The organism is Oculatella sp. FACHB-28 (assembly GCF_014696015.1).
GTDB lineage: Bacteria > Cyanobacteriota > Cyanobacteriia > Elainellales > Elainellaceae > JAAUTN01.
Genome location: NZ_JACJPJ010000033.1, coordinates 1 through 24867 on the forward strand (window position 1 = coordinate 1; position 24867 = coordinate 24867).

At 47.5% G+C, this 24867-nt stretch carries 11 protein-coding genes and 2 pseudogenes; 7 read left to right on the forward strand and 6 right to left on the reverse strand.

Annotation, left to right across the window (positions count from 1 at the left end):
• Together H6F88_RS02325 and H6F88_RS02330 are read right to left on the reverse strand one after the other, a co-directional pair.
• A partial coding sequence (locus tag H6F88_RS02325) for a DUF4158 domain-containing protein (protein ID WP_190641140.1) occupies positions 1-1667 on the reverse strand: 1667 nt, incomplete at its 3' end.
• Between the two features lie 549 nt (positions 1668-2216).
• A complete protein-coding gene (locus H6F88_RS02330) occupies positions 2217-3206 on the reverse strand; it encodes a tyrosine-type recombinase/integrase (protein ID WP_190641141.1) in 990 nt (329 codons plus the stop codon).
• A gap of 248 nt (positions 3207-3454) precedes the next feature.
• On the opposite strand from H6F88_RS02330, the gene H6F88_RS02335 reads away from it, so the two are divergent.
• Positions 3455-3988: a hypothetical protein gene (locus tag H6F88_RS02335; RefSeq protein WP_242050359.1), complete on the forward strand. Its 534-nt coding sequence runs from the start codon at positions 3455-3457 to the stop codon at positions 3986-3988.
• Positions 3989-3997: 9 nt separating this feature from the next.
• Positions 3998-4693, forward strand: a complete 696-nt coding sequence (locus H6F88_RS02340; RefSeq protein WP_190641142.1) for a hypothetical protein — start codon at positions 3998-4000, stop codon at positions 4691-4693.
• A 63-nt stretch (positions 4694-4756) separates the two neighbouring features.
• Here H6F88_RS02340 and H6F88_RS33045 read toward each other — a convergent pair.
• Both H6F88_RS33045 and H6F88_RS02345 read right to left on the reverse strand, forming a co-directional pair.
• A pseudogene (locus H6F88_RS33045) lies at positions 4757-4870 on the reverse strand (IS6 family transposase); the annotation flags it as partial.
• Between the two features lie 130 nt (positions 4871-5000).
• Entirely contained in the window at positions 5001-5240 is a 240-nt protein-coding gene (locus H6F88_RS02345) for a hypothetical protein (RefSeq protein WP_190641143.1), read from the reverse strand.
• A 402-nt stretch (positions 5241-5642) separates the two neighbouring features.
• Here H6F88_RS02345 and H6F88_RS02350 point away from each other — a divergent pair, with 402 nt between their 5' ends.
• Positions 5643-6479 (forward strand): transposase, encoded by an 837-nt coding sequence (locus tag H6F88_RS02350; protein ID WP_242050360.1) that lies wholly within the window; start codon positions 5643-5645, stop codon positions 6477-6479.
• On the opposite strand, the pseudogene H6F88_RS02355 reads toward H6F88_RS02350, so the two are convergent.
• Positions 6461-7149: pseudogene (locus H6F88_RS02355) on the reverse strand (IS6 family transposase). The gene H6F88_RS02350 and the pseudogene H6F88_RS02355 overlap by 19 nt on opposite strands.
• A gap of 120 nt (positions 7150-7269) precedes the next feature.
• Positions 7270-12315 carry a PAS domain S-box protein gene (locus tag H6F88_RS32560; protein ID WP_199333413.1) on the reverse strand — a complete coding sequence of 1682 codons (5046 nt, stop codon included), beginning with the start codon at positions 12313-12315 and terminating at the stop codon, positions 7270-7272.
• 337 nt (positions 12316-12652) lie between these two features.
• Here H6F88_RS32560 and H6F88_RS02390 point away from each other — a divergent pair, with 337 nt between their 5' ends.
• From H6F88_RS02390 to H6F88_RS02405, 4 genes are all read left to right on the forward strand, one after another.
• Positions 12653-12850, forward strand: coding sequence for a hypothetical protein (locus tag H6F88_RS02390; RefSeq protein WP_190641144.1), 198 nt, complete (start codon positions 12653-12655; stop codon positions 12848-12850).
• Between the two features lie 387 nt (positions 12851-13237).
• On the forward strand, positions 13238-17497 hold the full coding sequence (locus H6F88_RS02395) for a PAS domain S-box protein (RefSeq protein ID WP_190641145.1): 4260 nt from the start codon (positions 13238-13240) through the stop codon (positions 17495-17497).
• An 11-nt stretch (positions 17498-17508) separates the two neighbouring features.
• On the forward strand, positions 17509-18321 hold the full coding sequence (locus tag H6F88_RS02400) for a PAS domain-containing protein (RefSeq protein WP_190641146.1): 813 nt from the start codon (positions 17509-17511) through the stop codon (positions 18319-18321).
• A gap of 30 nt (positions 18322-18351) precedes the next feature.
• Positions 18352-24444, forward strand: coding sequence for an AAA family ATPase (locus H6F88_RS02405; protein WP_199333414.1), 6093 nt, complete (start codon positions 18352-18354; stop codon positions 24442-24444).
• Positions 24445-24867: the final 423 nt, after the last annotated feature.

The window sequence follows — 24867 nt, forward strand, 5'->3', positions numbered from 1 at the left end:
TCCGGTTGCGCCTCCAGAGGCGTCAGGCGAATCCAACCGTCACGAGTCGAGGAAATGTCCACTTTAGAATTGGTGGGCAGCCCCGCATTAAATTGCTCCAGGGCTTGAGCCATATCCTGCTGAATTTTGGCAATGAAGGATTCAACCTCCAGGGGTTGCTGCAAGTCCTGATAATAGGTCGTCCGCTTGGACTCAAAGTCTTGCGGCAAATCTTCATCTGGATTGCGGTAGCGCTTGGCTCCATCCACCCAGATTTCCTTGCAGCGCAATTTGTCCCGCACCGTTTGAAGTACGCCCAGTTCATAGGCGACTCGGTCAATTTGAGGTTCACCGTTCTCTCCAGTACTGACCGCGACAGATCGCCAGGCGGAACTAAGAACCCCTTCAATGGGCACGGTTCTATCGGCTGGGTAAGGCGTGCGAGAGGGGGTGTCGGCGTAATCCTTCAAAAGCCGCAGTGCTTCCATGACCGGTTGCAGTTGCGGGTTGTCACACTGGAACTCCAACGCCTTGAGAATCAAGGGCAGCATCCGACGGTAATGGTGATTATAGGCAGAGCGCAGGCGAGCATGAAGCCGTTCTCGAAAGGTCTCTCCCCCCTTCAAACTACCCACCAGTTTCTCCAGAGTCTCCTCTCCAGCAATGGGATAAATCACATCCTTGACTAACCCCTCAGGTTCGGCTAGGGCAGCCAGAGCGATCTGGTACAGGATTTTGTCGTGGTCAGTGCTATTTTGGGCTTTGGCCACCACTTCTTCAGTGACTCGCTTGCGGCTCCGTCGTTCCAGGCGATTCACTAGTTGCAGCAGAAGTTCAACGATGTTGTCGATGACCTCTTGCAAGCGTAGGGAGCAAAATGCTGCCAGTAGAGTGTATCGAATCGGCTCGGGGTGTCGTCTTAATTCAGTTAACGTCTCCGTCTCAACCCGCAATCGGTATCGCTCCACGATACTGTCGCACAAGTTCGTGAACAGATCGCTTGGAAGTCCTACCGCTTGGAGAATTTCGAGTTTCGACAACTCGCTTTCCAGACTCTTCACCGTAGCAGATCCAACCTCCTCCTTCAGTTGATTGAGCCGAATCTCGTGCGGGTCCAGGAGGTAGGAGTCTTCTTGCGGTCCCGTTAAATCATCCAACGCCTTGCGGCAAGACTCGGCAATGCGCTCGCTGATAGCCGCACAAAGCTGTGTCTCAAACTGACGATTAGCGGAGTTGAGTAGACGCGTTATGCGTCCAGAGGTCGGGGGTTCAATCCTACGGTTCTTTAGCTCCTCATAGAGCGACTGTTGGATGCGACGGGCATCGACTTCCTTGGGTAAGACAACATCGATAAGCCACTGTCGCAACTCGTCAAAATCTGACGACTGAACGGGACGAAACTGGAGCAGTTGGCGGATTTCGGCTCGATGATAGTGACTGGCTCGTCCTTGCCAATCGTACTCCTGGTAAAGGCTTGCAGAAATGCTCAATTGCTGAGCAACAAATTCTTGCACAACACGTGTAATCTCGTTCTTCTTTTCTGGGAACCGCCCCTGCCATTGAAAGAACTTCAGCAACAGGGCGAATCCTAAACGATTGGCTCCCTTCTTTTGAGCAATCAGTTCCCTCTCCGGGCTATCAAGACTCCAATGTTCAGTTAACTCCTCGTTCTCCCATTTTCGCTTCATGCTACGCCTCTAAATGACTGCTTTAGAGAGCGTAAAACGTCAGCAGGCTAGATAACCTAAACTTATCACTCAAAGAGTGTAGAAGACTGCTACCTGGAAACAGTCAGCCGCTGGACCTCAATCACAGCAATGATTCTGGGCTAATTGCATCTCATGACAGCTTCGCTTCAATGACCCCTACATTGCCGAGTCCCATCAGCTTGTTGCCGCAGGCTTTTCACACAAGAAACGAACTGAACTTGGATTATAAGCAAGCTCTACAGGACATAAAACCCAAGGTTTGAAGGTACAGAGCTTTTGCAATGGTCGCCACCAGATCAGTTGTGAGTGTAACTGCCGTGAAAATTACACCTAATGATTCCAGCACTGATTCGCGTGCAAACTAAAGCGGACCAATCCTACGCCTTACTCTAGGAAACAGACCCTAAAACATCCAAAATGCAATAGAGTAATAAGTTCAGTTTCTCAGCCCAGGAATACGACCGGGAATTAGGGGTGCATAACAACACCTTTGACTACCGTAGTAGGCAAGCTTAGCGATCGCTACCTCTACTCTAGTTGATTAGTTGCCTTAAGAAACGCTCGCTTGGCTGCCAACTTGTTCTTGCGATTGGTATAGCGTTTGAAACTGCGGATGTCTCGATGCCGTGATAGTTCCATCGCCAGCGCTGTGTCCATCTCCAGCTTGACAATCAGATTTGTGCAGAATGTATGCCGTCCTCGATGGGCGTGCAAATCGATTCCTGTGTGGTTAGCAAGCTGCTTCATCACTTCATCGATTCCCCAATAGGTCAGCCGTTGCCCTAGACTACGATTAGAATTTGAAACAAATAAGGGGCTTTCATTTGTCAGTTCCTGCCCTAACGACCCTGCCTGGGTCTGCCGCTGCTTCACGTAAGCATCCAAATCAAGCCTGGCTTGCCGAATCAGCGGCACTTCCCCCACGCTGTCATGCTTCGCCTCTCGAACAATAACTTGTTGCCCATCGTAGTCTTCTAAGTTAAGGTTGATAGCCTCTTCAGCTCGTAAGCCATGTAGCAGTACTGAGAACAGAGCGCGATCGCGCACCGGATCACGACTGACCTCCTCGATAGCAGCATAAATCTGCTCGACTTCCTCATCCTCTAGTTCCTTCGATTGTGCCTCCGGCACCTTTTCTTGCTTCACCCCAGTCGTTGGGTCACTGGAAATATACTCCGACTCCAACATCCACTTGTAAAAGGTCTTGAGTGTCCTCAAAATGCGATTAACGGAATTAGGAGCCAGTTTTCGTTCCTGCAAGAGATATTGCTTGAACTGCGCGACTTGACGCCGACTTACATTTGCCCACGCCTGCTGCGTCCACTCCATAAAGCCCTGCAAATCACGTCGGTAAGCCTGCTCACTCTTAGGTTTGAGCGCTCGCGCCGCAATAAACTCATCCACCTTAGTTTGCCTCAAATCTGCAGGAGCGGTAACCCTGGCAGGGTGAACTTTCGGAGCCTCCTTTCCGCCAGTCAGAGGCACAATCACGGGATCTGGAATAGCTGGACGTTTCATGGCGATCGCTGGGTAATAACAGGGTGTAGAAAAGCCTCCCCATTCTTTCGATTAAAGCGTGAGTCAAGCAGAACGAAGATACTTCATTTCAACCGATCTGGAGTAAGCATTTCTACTTGCCGCTTAAACCTTTATCCCAGATATGTGACCAATATCTGGGATAAGACAAGCCTAAGACAATATGAGACAATCAGCACAGCCTCAATCTGAAAACCTCAATACAAAAGGAATTTGGGTTAGTAAAGGACATGCCCAAACATGCACAACCTGATGCCAGCCACTCAACTGGGAAAAAGCGATCGCTGCCTGAGAAATGTCGTAAGTGCGGAATGTTATCCGCTCAACAAGCACAAGCACTGCATGGAACAGAAGGCGATGGCTGTTGGAATCCATCTGTCTGTTACAGCCGCAGGTCTTATGCCAGAAACCGCGATCGCATCAACCAAACCCGCAGTCTTAAACGCAAGGAAGGCAAGTTAGAGCAAATTTCGGTCGAGTTTGAACCGCTCATCCAAACAGTATTTGGGGTATTAGTGGTGTATCGCAAGGCAGGAGTTGATACCCCTGTTCATGCGATCGCGGCTGAAATCTGGCAGGGGCAAGAAAAGGTGGCGATCGTGCCTCCAGTTCATTGTATTGGGATGGTTCCAAGCCAGGTTCATACCTATATCGTTAAAATGCTGAGTGTATTAGAAGAACGTTACGGCATCAGGAAGTTTGCGAGTCAGACTCGACTTAATCCTGATTTGTGTGCGATTCGTCCTTGTCCGTTGCAGGGGTGAGATAGGAGAATGAAACCGGTTGAGCAACTGGAGTTGCCTCTGTGGGAAGTGCTGAAGGAGGCGGCGCTCGCCCCTGACGAGGCAGATTTGCAGCAATTGCTGGACACTTTGGAAGCGGCACTGTCGAATTTGGATACGGGTGGACAGTTGCAGGTAGCAGCAGAAGCGATCGGTCGAATCGTGGGAGTATTTCAGGAGCGTTCTGTACTGGCATTTGAGGAGTTAGAAGCAACTGCGAGTGAAGATGGTCCACTCATGCCGGAAGATGCGTTCGATCGCTATGTCCGGCAGACGATGGAGATCGATCTTGAGCAGTTTGTTGAACCCCTAGCGAGCTTGCCGAGGAAAACCTCCGAACGCCAATCACTATCGAGTGAAGAGGGGTCAGTAGTTGGCGAGCTAGACCAAGCCGCACTGCTGCAAGCGCTGGATGAGCAGATGAATCAATATCCAGGATTAACTGAGGCAGAAGCGTTTAACCGAGCCCTGGAAATTGCTCATGATGAAGATGTTTCAACTTGGGTAGGGACGATCGATCAGTGGATGCAGGATCAACGGATTTCAACCATTCCTTTGATTAGGCTACAGCAATCGCTGGGCATGCCCATTGTTCAATTATGGTTGGCTTTGCTGCTGGGTGAATACGCGATGGAGCAGCGGGGGGAGTTTTATGAAACTGGACAGGTTTGGGTAGGTTCAAAGTAACGCAGGTGGCAAACTTAGGGGCATTCGACTTGAGAAAGGACAATCGCTGAGGTGAGGCTAGCCAATTGTGAAATGATTGACCTCCACCCCTCTCTCTTGCATCCTCTTCTCCAAATTTGGCTGGCTCAAAGCGTAACGGCAATACCACCGCACGTTGAGCAAGGTAATTTCAGGCAAAAAGTGCCGCTACTTAAACAGAGAGGGAGTAGTCATGGAAAAGCTAGTTGCGAGGGTTTAAGCTTTCCCACCCTAACCGTTAATCTGTTTTTGCGATACGTCAAGTCAGCCCACTTGCGTAAGAACGAGTCTAGTTATCACGAGGTCGCCTAAAAATTTGAACAAAGCCTACATACTCGCTGGGTGTTTCCTGAACTTTACTAATCACCAGCAAACCTCGCCAATTCTCACCTTCCTCATCCTGGAAACTCCAAATGCTCCAGCGCGAAAGCTCTCCTTCACCCCCATCAATCTGCAGCCAGTCAGCTTGCTCAAACTGGCTATTGTAATGATTGATCAGTGTTTCAATATCTATTAAACCGGCAATCATTGATCTAGCATTTTCTAGGCTGTAACCGTTGAAAACGTTAGATTCCCCTTTAGGACTTACATTGCCGGGTTAATAAATCAGTCTCAATTGAAATACTTGATCTAGCATCTTCAGGACCATAAACAGCGCTAGCGCCACCCCCACCCCTATCGGTTGGCGGCAACAGATTGGGTAATGGGGCCTCTTCCCAAGAAGGACAGTCAAACGATCTCAGAGCTTGAGACTCTGGCAAGCCGAGCCTAACTAGCGAGAGCCGCACTACTGTGGAAGAATCAGCTTCAGGTCGGGTCGTAATAGACCTGTCTGGGAATAAGCGAGAATAGGGAACAGAAATGGGATAAACAGATGCTAGATATTGGACGGGTGCTGAAACAAGAGCGCTTGCTGCGAGCTTGAACTGGCTTGAACCGAAAGGCATTTGAAGAGCTACTGGTCGGGTTCAGTCTCCTGTATGAGCAAACTCGCCAAAGCCAACCTCGTCAGCGTGCAGTCGGCGGCGGACGAAAAGCTCGTTTGCTGAGCAGCCAAGAGAAGTTGTTTTTCATCCTCTTCTACTTCAAGTGTTACCCCACCTTTGATCTAGCTGGCATTATCTTCGACCTGCATCGCTCTCAAGCGCACGAATGGATGCATCGTCTGCAACCGATTTTAGCGGAAACGTTGGGCAAGAAGATGGTGTTACCAGAACGAAAACTAGATAGCATCGAAGCCTTTTTAGAGCGGTTTCCAGAGGTCAAGCGAGTCATGATGGGTGGGACAGAACGACCGATTCAACGACCTCAAGACCCTGAAGCTCAGAAGGCGAATTACTCGGGTAGGAAGAAACGTCATACTCGTAAACATCTTGCTGCCGTGGATGAGCGCAAACGGGTATTAGTCTTGAGCAGAGCACGCGAAGGCAAACTGCATGACAAACGGTTTCAGGATGAGGATGACCTAGTGGGTGCGATTCCTGATGAGATTCCGATTGAAGCTGACTTAGGCTTTTTGGGTTTGCAAAAGGAGTATGTCAACATTCACTTGCCGCATCGCAAACCGAAAGGAGCAGAGTTGAGTTCCGAGCAAAAGGGGGAGAATCGAGCATTAAGCCAATCGCGGGTAGTCTGTGAAAATGCGTTTGCTGGAGTCAAGCGTTACAACGCGGTGAGTGCTATCTATCGCAACCGAAAAGTGGGATTTGATGACCACCTGATGCTGACCGCAGCAGGATTATGGAACTTCTACCTGATCGCAGCATAGAGAGAAGTACTCGAACCGTCACATGGGCTAACTTTGTTCTTATTTCCCGACGGCTCTATTGCCTCGATTCCGCTCAACGTTCTTCTTGCCGTATTGAACGTCTTAAATCCCATCATCGGCTTCACGATGCGCTTGATACTCCGATGGTCTTGCTCAATCACATTATTCAAATATTTGCTTTGCCTCAGTTGGGTCTCTTCTCCAATTGTCTCCTCTTGCTTAAGCGTCTCTACTGCCACTGGGTAAGCGGCATTCTTGTCTACTGTGATCACCCGTGGAGCCCCAGTGTGCTGACCCTTGAGCACTTTGAGAAGGAAGCGTGCCGCTGCCTTACCATCCCGCTTGGCACTGGGCATAAAGTCCAGCGTATTCCCCGCGAATCGACAGCACGATACAGATATTTCCACACACCCTTGATTTTGATATAGGTCTCGTCAACTCTCCAAGAGTCGTTCGTCGGCTTCAGGTGAGGTCGAATGCGTTTGTCCAGTTCCGGGGCATACTTCAACACCCGACGATTGATCGTCCAGTGGTCTACCGCCACTCCCCGCTCCTGCATCATCTCCTCTAAATCCCAGTAGCTGAGGGAATAGCGGCAGTACCACCGCACGTTCAGCAGGATGATGTCGGGCAAAAAGTGCCGCCACTTAAACAGGGATGAAGTAGACATAGAAAATCAGGTGCAAGAGTTTAAGCTATCCCACCTTACCATTGACCGATTTTTGCGACACAACCGTTGTGGTTTGGATGACCCACCTTACCACTAGTTAGTTTTTGCGACACAACCGTCCTAACCTGCATTATCATTGAGCAGAGTGACGATCGCCCCAATCAACTTCTCTGGCTCAACTGGTTTAGCCAAGTGCATTTGAAACCCAGAGGCGATTGCCTGTTGCTGATCAATCTCTCCGGCGTAGGCGGTGAGTGCAATTGCTGGAATTATTCCTCGTTTTAGCGGAAGCCTCCTAATCTGTCGCATCAGCATATATCCATCAAAATCAGGCATTCCTACATCCGAAATCAGTATTTCTGGTGAGAATACTTCTAACTGTTGCAACGCTTCAGTTGCGGAAGCCACAACACACACCTCTGCTCCAGCTTGCTGCAAAATAAATGCAATTAACTCGCGAATGTCTGTATCATCATCCACGGCTAAAACTCTTAATCCAGATAGGTTTGCAATCGTTGGAGATTCAGCTTGTTCATCAACAACATCCATTGAAATTGATATCAAAGGCAATTGCACTGTAAATGTTGCTCCCAAGCCTTCACCTGGACTTTCTACCCAAACCCGACCTCCATGCAATTCGGTAATGTGGCGCACGATTGCTAACCCCAATCCCAGCCCACCAAACTTGCGAGTCGTCGTGCCATCCTCCTGGCGGAAATAATCAAATACATAGGGTAGAAACTCAGGTTTAATCCCTTTACCTGTATCTTTGACTTGGATTTGGGCTTGAGTGTTGCTTTGTTCTAGCCGAATCTCTATGGTTCCACCAGATGGTGTGAATTTTACAGCGTTGGTCAACAGGTTCCATACCACCTGTTGCAGACGAGCTGCATCCCCCATCACCTGATCGATATTAAGGTTGAATGCTCTTTGAACTTGAATTCCTTTAGCTTCTATCGCCAGTCTCACGGTTTCTAATGCAGCTTCAATGGTGTTGATCAAACTGACAGGTGTGGTATTCAACACAAGTTTGCCACGCAGAATTCGAGAAACATCCAGTAAATCCTCGATCAGTTGCGTTTGTAATTTAGCGTTTCGTTCAATGGTGCTTAGAGCTTGTCGTGTTTTCTGTTCGTCCAGCTTTTGAGTTTGCAAGAGTCTTGACCAACCCAAGATTGGGTTGAGCGGCGATCGCAACTCATGAGACAACACGGCTAAAAACTCATCTTTGATGCGATTAGCTCGCTCTGCCTCTTGCCGTGCAAGCTGTTCGTTGGCTAAGAGCCTTTCCCTCTCTGCCTCCTCCTGCTTCCGTTCTGTGATGTCAAAGTTTATCCCAATCATCCGAATTGAACGATTGTGGCTGTCTTGAACAACAATGCCCTGGCTCGATAGCCAGCGTATACTCCCATCGAGTGTGATAATGCGAAATTCAGTGTGAAAACTTCCCCCTTGCTCTAACACTTGTTCCGTGAGTTGTTGAGCAGAAGGAAGATCATCAGGATGAATGAACTGGAAGAAAGTATCAGTGCTCAACTGGTTACTGTCTTTGTCCATGCCAAACAGTTTGTACTGATTCACATCCCATCGCTGCACGTTTGTTTCTAGATTCCATTCCCATGCCCCCATACAACCCGCATCTAATGCGAGTCGTAACCGCTCCTCACTCTGTCGCAGGGATTCCTCGGCTCGTTTACGATCTGTGATGTCAGTATGGGTTCCTAACATTCGCAGGGGTTGTCCATCACTATCCCAGGCGACAGTCTTACCGATCGAAAGAATCCATTTCCAATCTCCAGATTGCGTGCGCTGACGGAACTCGACTTGATAGGTGTCTAGTTTGCCTGAAATGTAATCTTCATAAGCTTGGTAGACCACACTGACATCATCGGGATGTAGGCGATCGCGCCACTTAGCATTCGTTTCCTGAAATTCATTCGGGTCGTAGCCAAGCATTTCAGCATAAGCTGGACTGACGATCGCATCGCCTGTTTGCACATTGAGATCATAAAGTCCTTGATTTGCAGCGATTAAAGCCAGCCGCAGCCGTTCTTCACTATCCCTCAGTGCAGCTTCTGCACGCTGTCTTTCTGTAATATCTTGCAGAATCAAAAGAATACCACTGACGCTATTGTGATCATCGTAAAGTGGTGCTGCTGAGATACTTAGAATCACATGTGAACCATCACGTTTACAGCGATAAGTTTCTACAGCGAAAGAGACTTCTCCGTTTGTAACAGTATCCCGAAGCTGGCGGCATTCTTCCTGTTTTTCTTCAGGAACGAGAGGCAGCAGTTCCCCTAAAACTTCGGCTTCGCTCCAACCAAACAGTTGCTCTGCGGCGCTATTCCATAGTTTCACCGTCATATCTGGTTCGATCACCACAATTGGCAATGGTGAAGCAGCAACAACGGTCTGCAACGTCTGTAGGGTTTGCTGGAGTTCTTGTTGAATCTGTTTGCGTTCGTCTTCAACACGCTTGCGATCGCTAATATCAACAGATGTCACCCCTACACCGAGTACCTGTCCATTGGCAAGGCAAACCGGGAAGTAATTGACTAAGGCATATCGCATTAGATCGGATGGATAAGTGACACCGACCACCTCTTGATTCAGTAATGGTTCTTGAGTTTCCATTACCTGTCGCAAAATCGGGGCAATCACAGGTGCCCATTTGGGCAAAACTTCCCCAAGCGTTCGTCCTAGATGCTCGCTTAGAGGAATACCATTCGTTACCGCTAAAGCCTCATTTGCATGAATGTAACGTAAGTCGCGATCGAAAAATGCAACGCCAATGGGTGAACTGGCAATCAATGCATTGAGGGTCGTTTCACTTTGGCGCAATTCCAATTCCATTTGTTTGCGCTCAGTAATATCAATGGAAGCACAGGTAATACCAACGGTTTCTCCGTTCTCGGCTTTCAATGGCTCAACTGTCAAATCGTAATAAAAATCTTGCTCCTGCATTGTGAGCTTGACTTCTTCTCGCACGCTGCTTCCCGTTTCCAAAACACGACGCTTAAGGTGAGTGAGGATGGCAGCATCATCTTCTGGCAATAAATCCTGGTCTTGTTTGCCAATGACTTCAGGAATACGGTGTCCAAACGCTGGATTGTAGATCCAGGTGTAGCGCAAATCCTGATCCTGGTTAAAAACCGTAATCGGAGAGTTTTTTAGCGCAACACGCAACCGCTCCTCACTTTGACGCAGAGCTGCTTCAGCTTGTTTGCGTTCGTCTTCGACGCGTACGCGTTCGGTGATATCAAACAACAAACCGTCCCAAGCCTCCCCATATTCCGTTTGCTGAGGACGAGAACGACCTTGAATCCACTTGAATTGTCCGGATGGAGTGATCAGCCGTCCTTCCCACTGCCAAACCGCAGAATTTTCAATAGCGATCGCTACCGATTCTTGAAAGGCTGTCAAATCATCAGGATGAATCAACGCGAGAAAAGAATTGGCATCTTGAAGAATTGTTTCTGGTTCTAATTCAACCAATTCACAGGAGCCGGAACTGACATAGGTAAAGACAGTTTCACCATCTTTACCAGAAGCATAACGATAGACCATTCCTGGCATATTGCTAACCAACACTTGAAATCGGGCTTCACTTTGTCGGAGGGCTTCCTCTGCTAGCTTTTGGTCATGAATGTCGGTGTCCATACCAACCCACTCACGCACGGAACCATCGGTATTCAGTAAAGGAACGGCACGGGTGATAATATGACGATATTGCTGGCTAGGAGCGTGCCAAAGCCGTCCTTCTGCTTCGTAATAGGATCGCTCTGCCAAAGCACGGCTCCAACGAGCGTTTAATGCCTCACGATCGTCGGGATGAAACATTTCCAGCCAGCCCCAGCCAGCATATTCCTCCCAGCATTGTCCAGTGTAGTTTTCCCGGGAAGGTTGAGTGCAAATAAACTCGCCTTCAGCGTTCGTTGTCCATACAACGGCTGTTGTCGTTGCTAGCAACAGACGAAATCGCTCCTCACTAGCTTGCAGTTCAGCTTCGGCTTGCTTGCGTTGAGTGATGTCCGTAACGAGAATAGAAATCCCAGTATTAGAGGGGTAGACCCGATTTTCAAACCAGCGTTGCCAAGGAGTGTAGAAGTACTCAAACTGACCGGTTTGTTGCTCTGCCACAGCTCGATGCACTTCTGTGTAGAACTGGCTGCCAACGGTATCTGGAAACAGGTCCCAGATGCACTTTCCAATGAGTTCCTCTCTGGACTTACCAACAGTTTTCACTACGCGATCGCTGACGTAGATGTAGCGCCAATCCTGATCGAGCACTAGGAACTGATCATTCAGACTGGCTAGAACGGTTTCAAGCTGTGCTTTTGCGGCTTGCACCTCAGCATGGAGAGATCGCTCCCGACGCAGGGCTTCTTGTTGGATTGCTTCTGATCGCTTACGTTCGCTGAGATCTAGAACGAAACCTGTGACCGTTGCTTCTCCAGTCATCACAGCGCCATGCAGAACCGGAATACGAGACCCATCCTTGCGAAGATACTCTTTTTCAAACGGCGTACAGGCTCCAGTCGTCAGTAATTCCTGGACGGCTCGTTCACTCATCTCCAGTGATTCCGGCGAAGTCATTTCACGCCAATGCATTCGCCCTGACCGTAGCTCCTCCTCTGTATAGCCAACTAGTTGTAGAAAGTTATCGTTTGCGTCCAAAATGGCTCCATTTAACTCCGCCACAATCGTGCCAATGATGTTGGACTCTGCTAAACAGCCAAACCGAGCTTCACTTTCCCGGAGAGATTGGAGATTTGCTTCCGCTCTTCGCCTTGCAGCACGTTGGGACTCATTCAACGAATTGATCAGCAGCGCTGCCATCACAAAAACACCCAGCCGCACTACAGTTCCTAAATCAGGAGTGTTGAGTGAATTGATTGACTCAAGCAGAAAATAATTAATCGCCAGGGTAGACAAAATGGTTGCGAATATTCCTGGTCCTAAGCCTCCATACCAGGCACTGACCATTACGGCAGCAAAAAATAGTGCAGTTGGTGTTGGCTCAAGATAAGAACTCAATGAGAGGGTCGTTCCTAATGCAAAGGCAACTGACAACAACGCCACGCCATACTGCACCAGTTGAGTTGGCAACACTCTCAAGCGCGCTTGCTTGCCCCAAAGTTGTTCTAAATTTCCCTCAGTCATCGCGCTCTTAACTCCGTCTTTAGGAAATAGCTGGAAAAAGTTTAATGACTTCTGACTCCACTTCTGTAAAATAATGCCAAAAGAAGCCGACCAAACCGTTGGGCAAGGTACTGCTCGACTTAAGCATCAATGCTGAGGGTTGAATATTATCTTCTCCTGGTGAATTGCGGTACAATTGGCAATTCCCGGAAGCACTGCAACTGCTTCTGACTCCGCCCTGCTAACCCATGAAGTTGATAGATCCAATGATCAAGTTTGGATTGTTTTGGTGCGATCGCTTCTTTCAGCACGAGGATTTGAGTAGAACTGGGTAGATCCAGAAAGGTAAGAATTTTTCATGTTTGATTTTCTACCATTAGGAGGATGCGTCCATCTATCTACTGGTAGAATCTCAAAGCATTCAATCTTCAGGAATTTCTATATTTGGGTTCGGGATGGAGCAGAGAGCGTGATGATGCCCCATCTCAGTGGCGATCAACCCGTTCAGCAATTCCGCACTCACCCGGAGCTAGACAATACTCCAGTTGTGATTTAACCGCTAAAGCCGATGATGAGCAGCGGGTGCCCTTGCCCAACATGGTTACATGACGAAAAACAGTAGCTGGGAATCAAACGACAGTTGTTACCTTGCTTCGGGGACGGAACCTGTAAAATGAATGCTAATCCTTCTGAAACGATCTTTGTTGGCGATCGCGAGATGGCAAGGCCGATGCGAACCTCCCGTAGAAACGCTTTACGCTCGCGCTGCGCGTGTCCCCCAAACAATACCAACTGTTCACACACCATTGCGTTGGGTTGGAACCTCTTACGAACCTTGCAAACCGTAGCAACCGACTCGGCTAAACTCGTTAGTGCAGTTCAATTGCCAATTTAGCGGAGCAATGTGATGAGCGGCAGGAGCATTGAGCTGAGCATGAAAAGAATGATGACCACGAATTCACCACTGCTTTCCTATGGAGTGGCGTGGCTCAGCGTGGCTCTGGCATCGGCAGTCAGCCTGTTGCTTGGCTCCTTGACACAACCCACCCCCCTTGCCTTATTTTATATGGCGGTGATAGTTAGTGCCTGGTATGGCGGACTGAAACCAGGTTTGGTGGCAACCGTACTGTCTACACTAGCCATTAACTACTTTATTTCACCATACAATGCCCTGGGTATTGTCAATCCTGGAAATCTGCTCCGCCTGGGAGTGTTTGTCATCATTGCCCTGCTAATCAGTGGGTTGGATCAGGCACGCCAAGCTGCCCTACGACAAGAACAACAGCTCCGGGTTGCGGCAGAAAACGCTCATCGTCGCACAGCTCATCTATTGGAGCACATGACGGATGCGTTTGTGGTGTTTGATCGCCATTGGCGTTATACCTATGTCAACCCTGCCGCTCTACAACTGTTGCAAAAGTCTCTCGAAGAGCTAATTGGCAAGAATGTCTGGGAGGTATTCCCCAGCGAGAAGGGAGGATTTGCTTATGGGCAACTGCATCGTGCTTTAGAGGAACAGGTTTCTGTATCCTGGGAAGAGTTTGGCGAACCGGTGCAACGGTGGCTAGAGGTGAGAGCTTACCCTTCACCAGAGGGAATTGCCATCTATTTTCAAGACATCAGTGAACGCAAACAGGCTGAGGAAGCCCTGCGGCAGAGTGAGGAGCAATTGCGATTGGCTACGGAGGCAGCCAATCTGGGGTTATGGCATTGGGACGTATTGCACGACAGGTTAGTCTGGACAGATCAATGTAAAGCGCTGTTTGGGTTGCCTGCTGATACTGAAACGTCTTATCAGGTTTTTTTAAATGCCGTATATCCAGACGATCGTCAGCGTATCCAAGAAATGCGTCCTGTACTGGAGGATGGGCAACTCGAACATCATGAGATTGAGTACCGAACGCTTTGGTCGGATGGTACCGTGCGCTGGTTAATGGCAAGAGGAAGCGCCAGCTACGACGCAGAGAGAAAACCCATCTTTAGTAGGGGGGTTATCTTTGATATCACCGACCGCAAACAGGCAGAACTTGCTTTGCGGGCTAAATCCGCTGAATTGCGTCATGTTACGGAAACGGCTGGAATCGGATTAACCCGTTGCAGCCGCGATTTGCGCTATCTTTCTGCCAATCCTGCCTACGCTCAACTAGCTGGAATGACGGTAGAAGAGATTGTTGGCAAACCAATTGTAGAGGTGATGGGCGAGACGGCATTTGAGGTGATTCGTCCCTATATCAATCGCGTTCTGCGCGGCGAGCGAGTTGAATATGAAGCCCAAGTGCCGTTTGCAGCAGGTGAAATGCGAGACCTCTATGTCGTCTATATGCCTGATGAAGACAGTAACGGCAATATCGTTGGCTGGATTGCTTCGGTCATAGACATTAGCGATCGCAAACGAATTGAAGAAGAATTACGCAAGAGCGAACAGCAATTGCGAAGCGCGATCGAAGTCGCTCAGTTCTCACCGTATGAATGGAATCCGGTGACGGGTGAACTCATTTGGGATGCCCCATTGAAAGCGATGTGGGGGTTAGCACCAGATGCCGAGGTCAATTACGCCGTCCATGCTGCCGGGCTCCATCCCGAAGACCGCGAGTATGTCGAACAACAGACGGCAAAAGCCATTGACCCCAATAGTGATGGCATCTTTGAGGCTGAATTTCGGGTCATTGGCATTGAGGACGGGATTGAACGCTGGATCTTGGCTCGCGGACAAACGTTTTTTGATGCTGAGCGTCGTCCCATTTATTATGTGGGTGTAGCACAGGACATTAGCGATCGCAAACGAGTAGAAGAGGACTTGCGTCGCAGTGAAGCCGCATTTCGTACCATTTCTAACGCTGCACCTGCTTTAGTATGGGTTTGCTCACCGGAGGGCGAAAACATTTTATTCAACGATCGCTGGTACGAATTCACTGGACAGACAGAGGCAGAGGCGTTTGGGTTGGGTTGGGCAGAAACCATGCACCCTGACGACGCGGCGCGAATTCTGCCCTATTGGAAACGCTGTCAGCAGACGGGCGAAACCTATGAAGGCGAAGTACGTTACCGTCGCCATGATGGAGAGTACCGTTGGCACGTTTTCCGTGCTTTGCCGCGTCGTAATACAGGCGGAGACATTGAAGCTTGGTATGGTTTAAGTTTTGACATTAGCGAGCGCAAGCGCGTCGAAGACGAACGCAAACAAGCAGAAATCGCTTTACGCGAAAGTGAGCATCGCTTTCGTCGCTTGGTGGAATCGAACATGTTTGGCGTTGCCTTTGGCAACTTTGCAGGTGACATTCATGGTGCCAACGACTACTTCCTCAACATGGTGGGCTACACCCGCGAAGAAATTGAGACGGGACAAGTGAAATGGATAGATATTACGCCGCCCGAGTTTCTGCCACTCGATGAACAGGCAATGGCAGAACTAAGAATGAAGGGAGTTGCAATCCCGTTTGAGAAGGAATACATCTGCAAGGATGGCAGCCGTGTACCTATTCTGATTGGATCAGCTCTGCTGGATGAACCCTATGACCAGCATCAGGAAATGATTGCCTTCTATGTAGACCTGAGCAATCGCAAACAAGCAGAAATCGCTTTACGCGAAAGTGAAGCGATCGCCCGGATTCGTGCCGAAGAATTGGAAACACTGATGGAAGTCGTTCCAGTTGGAATTTGGCTAGCCCATGGCCCTGACTGTCGCCAAGTAACGGTAAACCGAGGTGCTTACAATTTGATGCGCGCAGAACCGGGTGATCCGACGACTGCCACCCCTGCTGATGACATCTATCCCTTCAAATTTAAGCTGCAAAGCAAGGGACAAGACATTCCAGCAGAAGAGCTTTCCTTGCAAAAGGCAGGGCGGACGGGTCAGGAAGTCGTACAGGAAGCCGAACTCGTGTTTGAAGATGGCGTCGTGCATTACATGTATGGACGAGCCGTGCCGCTGCGAGACGAGGCGGGTAATGTTCGCGGGGTGATTGGAGCCTATGTAGACATTAGTGAGCGCAAACAAGCTGAAGCTGAGCGCGAACAGCTCTTAGCACGAGAACAAGCCGCACGGGAAGAAGCTGAACGGGCTAATCGAATCAAAGATGAGTTTTTGGCGGTTCTATCCCATGAGTTGCGATCGCCCCTGAACCCCATTCTCGGCTGGTCTAGACTCCTCCAGAATGGCAAACTAGATGAGTTAAGAACAAAGCAAGCTTTAGCAACGATTGAACGGAACGCTAAACTGCAATCCGAGTTAATTGAAGATTTGCTGGATGTCTCTCGGATTCTACAGGGTAAATTGAGCCTCACGGTTAGCCCAATTGATTTGAAATTAACAATTCAAGCGGCGATCGAAACGGTGCGACTGGCAGCAGAAGCCAAGTCAATTGCAATAGAGACAAGATTAGATTCTGAAATAGGACTAGTTTCAGGCGATTCAACTCGATTACAGCAAGTTGTGTGGAACTTACTGTCGAATGCCGTTAAATTTACGCCGACTGGTGGTCAAGTTACGGTGCAATTGGAGCAAGTTGACGATCACGCTCAAATTACCGTTCGCGATACTGGGAAAGGCATTTCTGCTAATTTTCTTCCCTATGTATTTGATTACTTTCGTCAAGCAGATAGTACAACCACGCGTAAGTTTGGTGGGTTAGGGTTAGGGCTGGCGATCGTGCGGCATTTGGTGGAACTGCATGGTGGAACGATTCAAGCCGATAGCCCAGGAGAAGGTTTGGGGGCTACGTTCACGGTCAGACTGCCGCTGATGGCGAATGAGATAACGGTGAGTCGTGCATTCCCCTTATCTAAACAACCGCTTAGTTTACAGGGTATTCAAATTCTAGTGGTAGATGATGAAACCGATACCCGCGACTTGATTGCTTTTCTATTAGAGCAAGCTGGGGCAAGCGTCGCGACTGCCGCTTCTGCCAGTGAAGCCTTGACCCTGTTAATCCGTTCTAAACCGGATCTGCTTGTGAGTGATATTGGAATGCCTGAAATGAATGGCTATATGTTGATGCAACAGATCAGAACATTGCCACCGGATCAAGGAGGGCAAGTCAAGGCGATCGCCCTCACTGCCTACGCAGGAGACTTTGACCAGCAACAGGCACTGCAAGCTGGATTTCAAAGGCATCTTGCCAAGCCAATCGACCCTCAGGAGCTAATTCAAGCTATTAGCGCTTTGTGCAACTCCACAGAAACGTGGCAAAAACCTAATTTCTAAGGAGCGATCTAATGAATCGGTTAGATGACCTTACTACCCTCAAACCTGTCGATGATTCTGAGGACTATCTCCTGAATGACGTTGAGTTACTCAAGCAAGAATTTGCAAAAGCGCGACCGAAACATGAATCTGCCCTGACGCGCTTGCTCACAGCGCGGGTCACGATGAACAACACGTTCCAGTTCTGTGGACTGTGCGATACCCAAGGAATTGGTTGGGAATCAAACAACACTTCAGTTCGAGGTGTAGGAGGAAGTCGGAGTGGTGTACACGGTATCCCTTTGAGGGAGGATCGCTGGTGGGAGAGTTCATCCCCCGAAACCAAGGAGCAGCTTAAAGACGCAATTCGACGGGCAGCCCAAGGAGAGCTTGTTCGATACGACGTGGAGACCATTGGAGGTATAGATGGACAGGAAGCCATTACGATTGATTTCAACCTTAATCCGATTCGCGATCGTGAGGAAAAGGTTGTTTTCATGACCGTAGAAGGGCGAGATGTGACTGAGCAACGCAAGCTAGAGCGGGGAGTTTTGCGGCAAAAAGAAGAACTTGCCAGGCTGGACGAATTGAAAACGCAGTTTTTCGCTAACGTTAGCCATGAATTTCGCACTCCTCTAACGCTGATGCTGGGTCCTTTGATCCATCAAATTTGCACAACTTTATTGCCGCAGGAAACAATGATTCCGGCAATTACCCTGACTGCCTACCGAAGAAACGAATTAACGACAAGCGTTATGTACCGGATTTCAACTCCACTTGGCAAAACCGATCGAGCCAGAACAGTTGATACAGGCGGTTGCCCAAATGCTGACGCGGTCCTTTGAGCCTTCTTCTTAGTCTTTCAGTAAATATCAATGGAAGTTTTTGTTAATCATGATGACGGCAAAGGAGCGATTCGAGTGACACTCACATTACCTGGATTTATCACAAGTGAGCTACTGCAAGAAGGAACAAAATCACTAATATATCGAGGTGTGAGGGTTGAGGACAATTGCCCTGTTGTGATCAAAAGCTTGCGTCCAGGGCAATGTACGACTCAGAATGTGGAGCAACTGAAGCATGAATATGCGATCGCCCAACAACTCAATTTACCGGAAACGATTCAGGCATTAGCACTCATATTTGATCACGGCTTACCTTACCTGGTTCTGGAAGATTTTGGCGGGCGATCGCTCGATCAGCTTTTACATCAGTTTCATAACCCTGCTGCTTTTCTAAGCATTGCCTCTCAAATTGTGAATTCACTGGTTCAAATCCATCAGTGTCACATTGTCCATAAAGATATAAAGCCGCAAAACATTATTGTTAATCTGGACTGCCATCAAGTTAAAATTGGCGATTTTGGGTTAGCAACTTTTCTTCCCTATGAAAGCCAAATTGTTAGTAGTTCTAACCGGATTGAAGGCAGCCTACCTTACCTATCGCCAGAGCAGACAGGGCGCATGAATCGGGGTATCGACCACCGAAGTGATTTGTATTCATTGGGAATAACTTTTTATGAGATGTTAACTGGGCGACTGCCGTTTCAGGGCAACGATCCGTTGGAGTGGATGCACTGCCACATTGCCAAAACACCGATCGCCCCTTCTGCTGTCAATTCAGCCATTCCTCAAGTGCTATCTAATATCATCTTGAAATTGCTTGCCAAGGTTGCAGAAGAGCGGTATCAAAGTGCTGTTGGGTTACAAGCAGATTTAGAGCGATGTTTACAGTCCTGGAAGACCACAGGAGCCATTTCATCGTTTGCGATCGCCCAACACGATGTTTCTGATCGCCTTCAAATTCCCCAAAAGCTTTATGGACGGGAGGCAGAACTTGCCCAACTGCTGACCCTATTTAATCAAGTGGTGACAGAAGGAAAGCCAGAACTCATTTTGATTTCTGGTTATTCTGGCGTTGGTAAATCTTCACTTGTGAGTGAGTTACAGAAGCCGATCGTGCAGACACGGGGCGTTTTTATTTCTGGTAAATTCGATCAATACAAACGGGATATTCCTTACAGTACGATTGTTCAAGCCTTTCAAGGATTAGTGCGTCAACTTTTGACGGAACCTGAAGAACAGTTGGCGGTTTGGCGCGATCGCATTCAAGCGACTGTAGGCAACAATGGCAGGTTAATTACAGATGTGATTCCAGAAGTTGAGTTAATTATTGGAGAGCAACCCCCAATTCCAGTTTTAGGATCAGCAGAATCACAAAACCGTTTCAACTTAGTTTTTCAAAACTTCATTGGTGCCTTTGCTCAGGTGAATCATCCACTTGCGATCTTTTTGGATGATATGCAATGGGCAGATAGTGCCACATTAAACTTAATTCAAACGATTCTTACAGACTCAAATCTTCAATTTCTTTGCTTTTTGCTTGCCTATCGAGATAATGAAGTCGATGTTTCCCATCCATTTGGTTCGATGATAGAGAAGCTTCGTCAGCAGAGAATTGAACCAACCGAAATTGTGCTGTCTCCTCTCGATCTTGCTTGTATTAATCAACTAATCTCAGATACATTCCATTGTCCGTTAGAACGATCCGAACCTCTATCACAGCTAGTATTACAAAAGACAAGTGGTAATCCCTTCTTCGTCAATGAGTTTCTCAAAGCCTTGTATCAGGAGAACTTGTTAACGTTCAATTCATCAGAAAAGATGTGGAACTGGGATATTAATCAGATTGAGGCAAAAGGATTTACCGATAATGTGGTGAACCTGATGGTTGAGCGAATGCAGAGGCTATCCTCTGAGTCTCGGCAGCTTCTGACCCTTGCCTCTTGTATTGGTAATCAGTTTGATTCAGGAATTTTGGCAATTGTCGCTGAACAGTCTTCTGATGCGATTACTCACGCACTCCGAGAAGCTGTTTTACGAGGTCTAGTTATTGAGGATGAAACCGAGACAGCAGAAAAACGTTACTTTTTCATGCACGATCGCATTCAGCAAGCGGCTTATGCGCTGATTCCCGATGCACAAAAGCGATCGGTTCACGTTCAAATTGGACGTTTACTGCTCAGAGAGTTGAGGTCGGATCAATTAGAAGAACAACTATTTGATGTCGTTAATCATCTCAATTTGGGGCATGAATACATCACAGAACTAGAAGAGATCAAGCAACTGATCAAGTTAAATATTTCGGCTGGCAAACGGGCAAAAGCCTCTACCGCTTATACTCCAGCCCTGAGATTGTTTGATACAGCAAGCCACTTATTGCCACCTGATGCTTGGGATTCTGACTATCCACAGGTATTCGACCTTTTTACCGAACTAGCAGAATGTGAGTATTTAACGGGAAATTTAGAGCGGGCAGAAGCTTTGTTTCAGTTGCTGCTTAGTAAAGCCCAAACCAATCTGGATCAAGCAACGATTTATATGTTGCAAATTCGCCTGTATCAGGTTGCAGGGCGATTTGATGATGCTTTTAATGTGGGATTGATAGCTCTCCAGCTATTTGGAGTCACATTCCCCGAAACCGATGAGCAGATTCAGGCAGCCATTGATGAGGAAAAACAGCAGGCAATTGTGAATCTGGGCGATCGCCAAATTTCTGATTTGATCGATGCTCCCGTTGTGCAAGCCCCAACGATTAGAACCATCATTAGTCTGCTCACCTCAATGGGTCCGCCCGCTTATTTGAGTAAGCCAAATCTTTTTCCATTAGTTGTACTCAAAGCACTGAACTACTCGTTGAAGGTTGGTAATACTGAAGAATCTTGTTTTGCCTACAGTATGTATTCCATGCTGTTGGTGTCGATGTTTCGAGATATTCCATCCGGTTATGCCTTCTCTGAAATGACCATTCGGTTAAATCAAAAATTGAATGACCCGAAGTATAAAGGCACGGTTCTTCATATTCATGGCAGTCATATCAATGTTTGGTGTCACCCCATGGCAACCGACCTACCGTTCCTGGAGCAGGGGTTCTTGGGCTGCATAGAAGCAGGTGATATTACAATGGCGAACTACAATGGCTTCCAAGGTTCCTGGCAAATGATTGAAGCCATTGCACCATTAGCAGATGCCGATCGCGCAATTCAAAAATATCTTGCCTTTGCCCAGCAGTCAAAGCATGAAGCCGCCTACCAGACGATCCGCTTGCAGCAGCAATTCATTCTAAATTTGCAGGGACAGACGGATCATTGTTATACGCTAAATAGCAATGAGTTTGATGAGTCACAATCTCTGGTGACTCTTGAACGCACTGAATTTGGCAGCGGTATTGCTTTTTATCACATCATCAAGTTAATTGTCTTTTTTACGCATGAGCAATACCAGGAAGCGCTTCAGTCTGCTCAGGAGGCGTTCAAGGTTTTAGGAGCCGTGCGATCGCTACCGATCGAAGCCAATTATTTGTTGCACTACTCCCTTGTTTTAGCAGCACTTTATCCTGAACAGTCCAGTGCAACCCAAAGGGAGTTTTTAGAAACATTAAACCAGTATTACCAACAACTTCAGTATTGGGCAGATCATTGCCCTGATAACTTCTTACATAAATCAGCATTGGTTGCGGCTGAGATTGCTCGGATTGAAGGACGTGATTTAGAAGCCATGCGATTGTATGAGCAATCCATGAAATCTGCCCATGAATATGAGTTTGTGCAGTACGAAGCACTAGCCTATGAACTAGCAGCCAAGTTTTATCTAAATCAGGAATTTGAGGCGATCGCTAAAACCTATTTTCAAGAAGCTAGAAACGCTTATTTGCGTTGGGGAGCAATGGGTAAAGTGCAACACCTGGAGGATCGCTACTCTGATCTGCTACCGCAATTGAAGTTTGTTCCTTCAAAAAAACACTCATCCTCGTCTAGCCATACATTTGTCAGCAGTGTCACTCAGCTTGACGTTTTATCTGTGATTAAAGCATCACAGACTATTTCTAGTGAGATTGTTTTATCTGAGCTGTTGAAAACCTTCATACAAATTGTGATTGAACAGGCAGGAGCCGACGTTGGTTGTGTGCTTCTACTACATGATGATTGCCTAGTGATTGAAGTAGAAGCGAGAATCAATCAAGCCAACGAGCAACTTAGAATTCAACAACTGATTGCAGATGCTGAAACAGCACCATTTTTACCGCAATCGATTCTTAACTACGTGCAACGAACACAGGAAGTTGTCATTTTAGACAACGCTGTAGCATCTGATTTATTCTCAGACGATCAATACCTCGTTCATCATCAACCCAAATCTGTTCTCTGCTTACCGATTGTTCGTCAGTCTAAACTCATTAGCATATTATATCTAGAGAACAATTTAGCTACTGGGGCTTTTACACAAGAACATCTTTCAACTCTGGAAATTTTATCTACCCAAATTGCAATCTCAATCGAAAATGCCCAACTTTATCAACAGTTAACTGATAGTCAAGAACAACTCAATCTTGCATTGCAATCGGGGCAAATTGGCGTTTGGAGTTGGGATATTGTCAGAGATCAGGTGGAATGGGATGACCAGATGTATCGGGCGTTTGGAGCCAATCGTGAAATCTTTGACTGTACGCTAGAATCTGTCCTGCATTGCATTCATCCAGACGATCGTGACTATTTCACTCAAGCTCTCAATCACACTTTGACAAGTGGGATTGAACATGATCTGGAATATCGGATTGTCTTTCCAGATGGCTCAATTCACCATATTGCAGCGAGAGGTCGTCCCTTCTTTAACGAAAGAGGTCAACCCATTCGCATGAGAGGAATTGTTCTCGACATCACGGAACGCAAATTAGCCGAAGAACGACGACTGCAGCTTTTACAAGAACAAACAGCCCGTGCTGAAGCTGAATCTGCAAATCGCATTAAAGATGAGTTTTTGGCGGTATTATCTCATGAGTTGCGATCGCCCCTCAATCCAATTCTGGGATGGGCACGACTGCTGCGATCGCAGAAGCTAAGTGAAGCAAAGACACAACAGGCATTAGAGACAATCGAACGCAATGCCAAATTGCAATCTGAATTGATTGAGGATCTGCTGGATGTCTCCCGAATTTTGCAAGGAAAACTGAGTCTTAATACTGCCCCAGTCGATTTAGTCGCAACAGTACAAGCAGCAATTGAAACAGTGCGTCTGGCAGCAGAAGCTAAATCAATTGAGATCAGAACAAATTTTGATTTAAAGATTGGACAAGTGCTGGGTGACTCCAATCGTTTACAGCAAGTTGTATGGAATCTGCTTTCTAATGCTGTGAAATTCACTCCACCTAAAGGTCAGGTAAGTGTAACGCTGTCAATGGTTAATAGTCAGTCATCATGGGTCGATGATGAAAGACGAATAACAAATGACGAAGGACGAATGACAACCTATGCCCAAATTACGGTAACGGATACTGGCAAAGGCATACATCCCGATTTCTTACCCCACGTCTTTGAACACTTTCGTCAAGCTGATAACGCGACAACTCGCAGGTATGGCGGTTTAGGGTTGGGGTTAGCAATTGTGCGTCACTTAGTTGAGCTTCATGGAGGCACCGTTCAAGTAGAAAGCCCAGGAGAAGGATTAGGTGCAACTTTTACCGTAAAACTACCATTAATGTCCAATCAATCCACAGTTACTCCAGAGCTAGAACCTTTAGAGCCAGCTTTAAGTCTGAACGGAGTTCGAATTCTTGTAGTGGATGATGACCATGACACGCGGGAATTTGTTGCGTTTGTACTCGAACAAGCTGGGGCTAAAGTCGAAATGGCTTCCTCCGCCACTGAAGCCTTAGCAAGGCTAGCTCGATCGAAGCCAAACCTTCTCCTCAGCGATATCGGAATGCCAGAGATGGATGGTTATATGCTAATTCGTCAAGTTAGAGCGTTACCGCCTGACAAAGGTGGAAAAATTCCAGCGATCGCTTTGACTGCCTTTGCAGGTGAAATGAATCAACAACAAGCCTTAGCTGCTGGATTTCAGATGCATCTCTCTAAACCTATTGAGCCTGAACACCTTATTTTAATGATTGCTAGCCTAGTTGTTCGTTAAATGAAGTTGTTTTTGTTCTTTCGCTATAGAGCTATGAGGAGTTTGTGCTCAATTGTATGAGGTGGAACACAGCGCATGGTGCTACACAGGGCTATTTCTGAAACTGCTCCCGCTTCTTCTGCCACCGTTGCAATATGGTTCATACCGCTCCCAATGGGCAACATCCAGAATATACACCCGCAGCTTCTCCCCTTCATATCCAAGATGGGAGCGTGACCAATTCATCATCAGTTTGATCCCTAACTGGGATAATAGCTGGTGAATAATCTGGGTATCACTTATAGTATTGCAGTTGTAGATAAATTTCTTGAGGGTTGAAAGCCTCATTTTACCCCTGTAATTTTTTGATTTCTAGGTTTAAAGGGCAGAACAAGCTCAAAAATTGGTTCATTTGAAACTGTCAGATCTGGGTACTCAAATTGC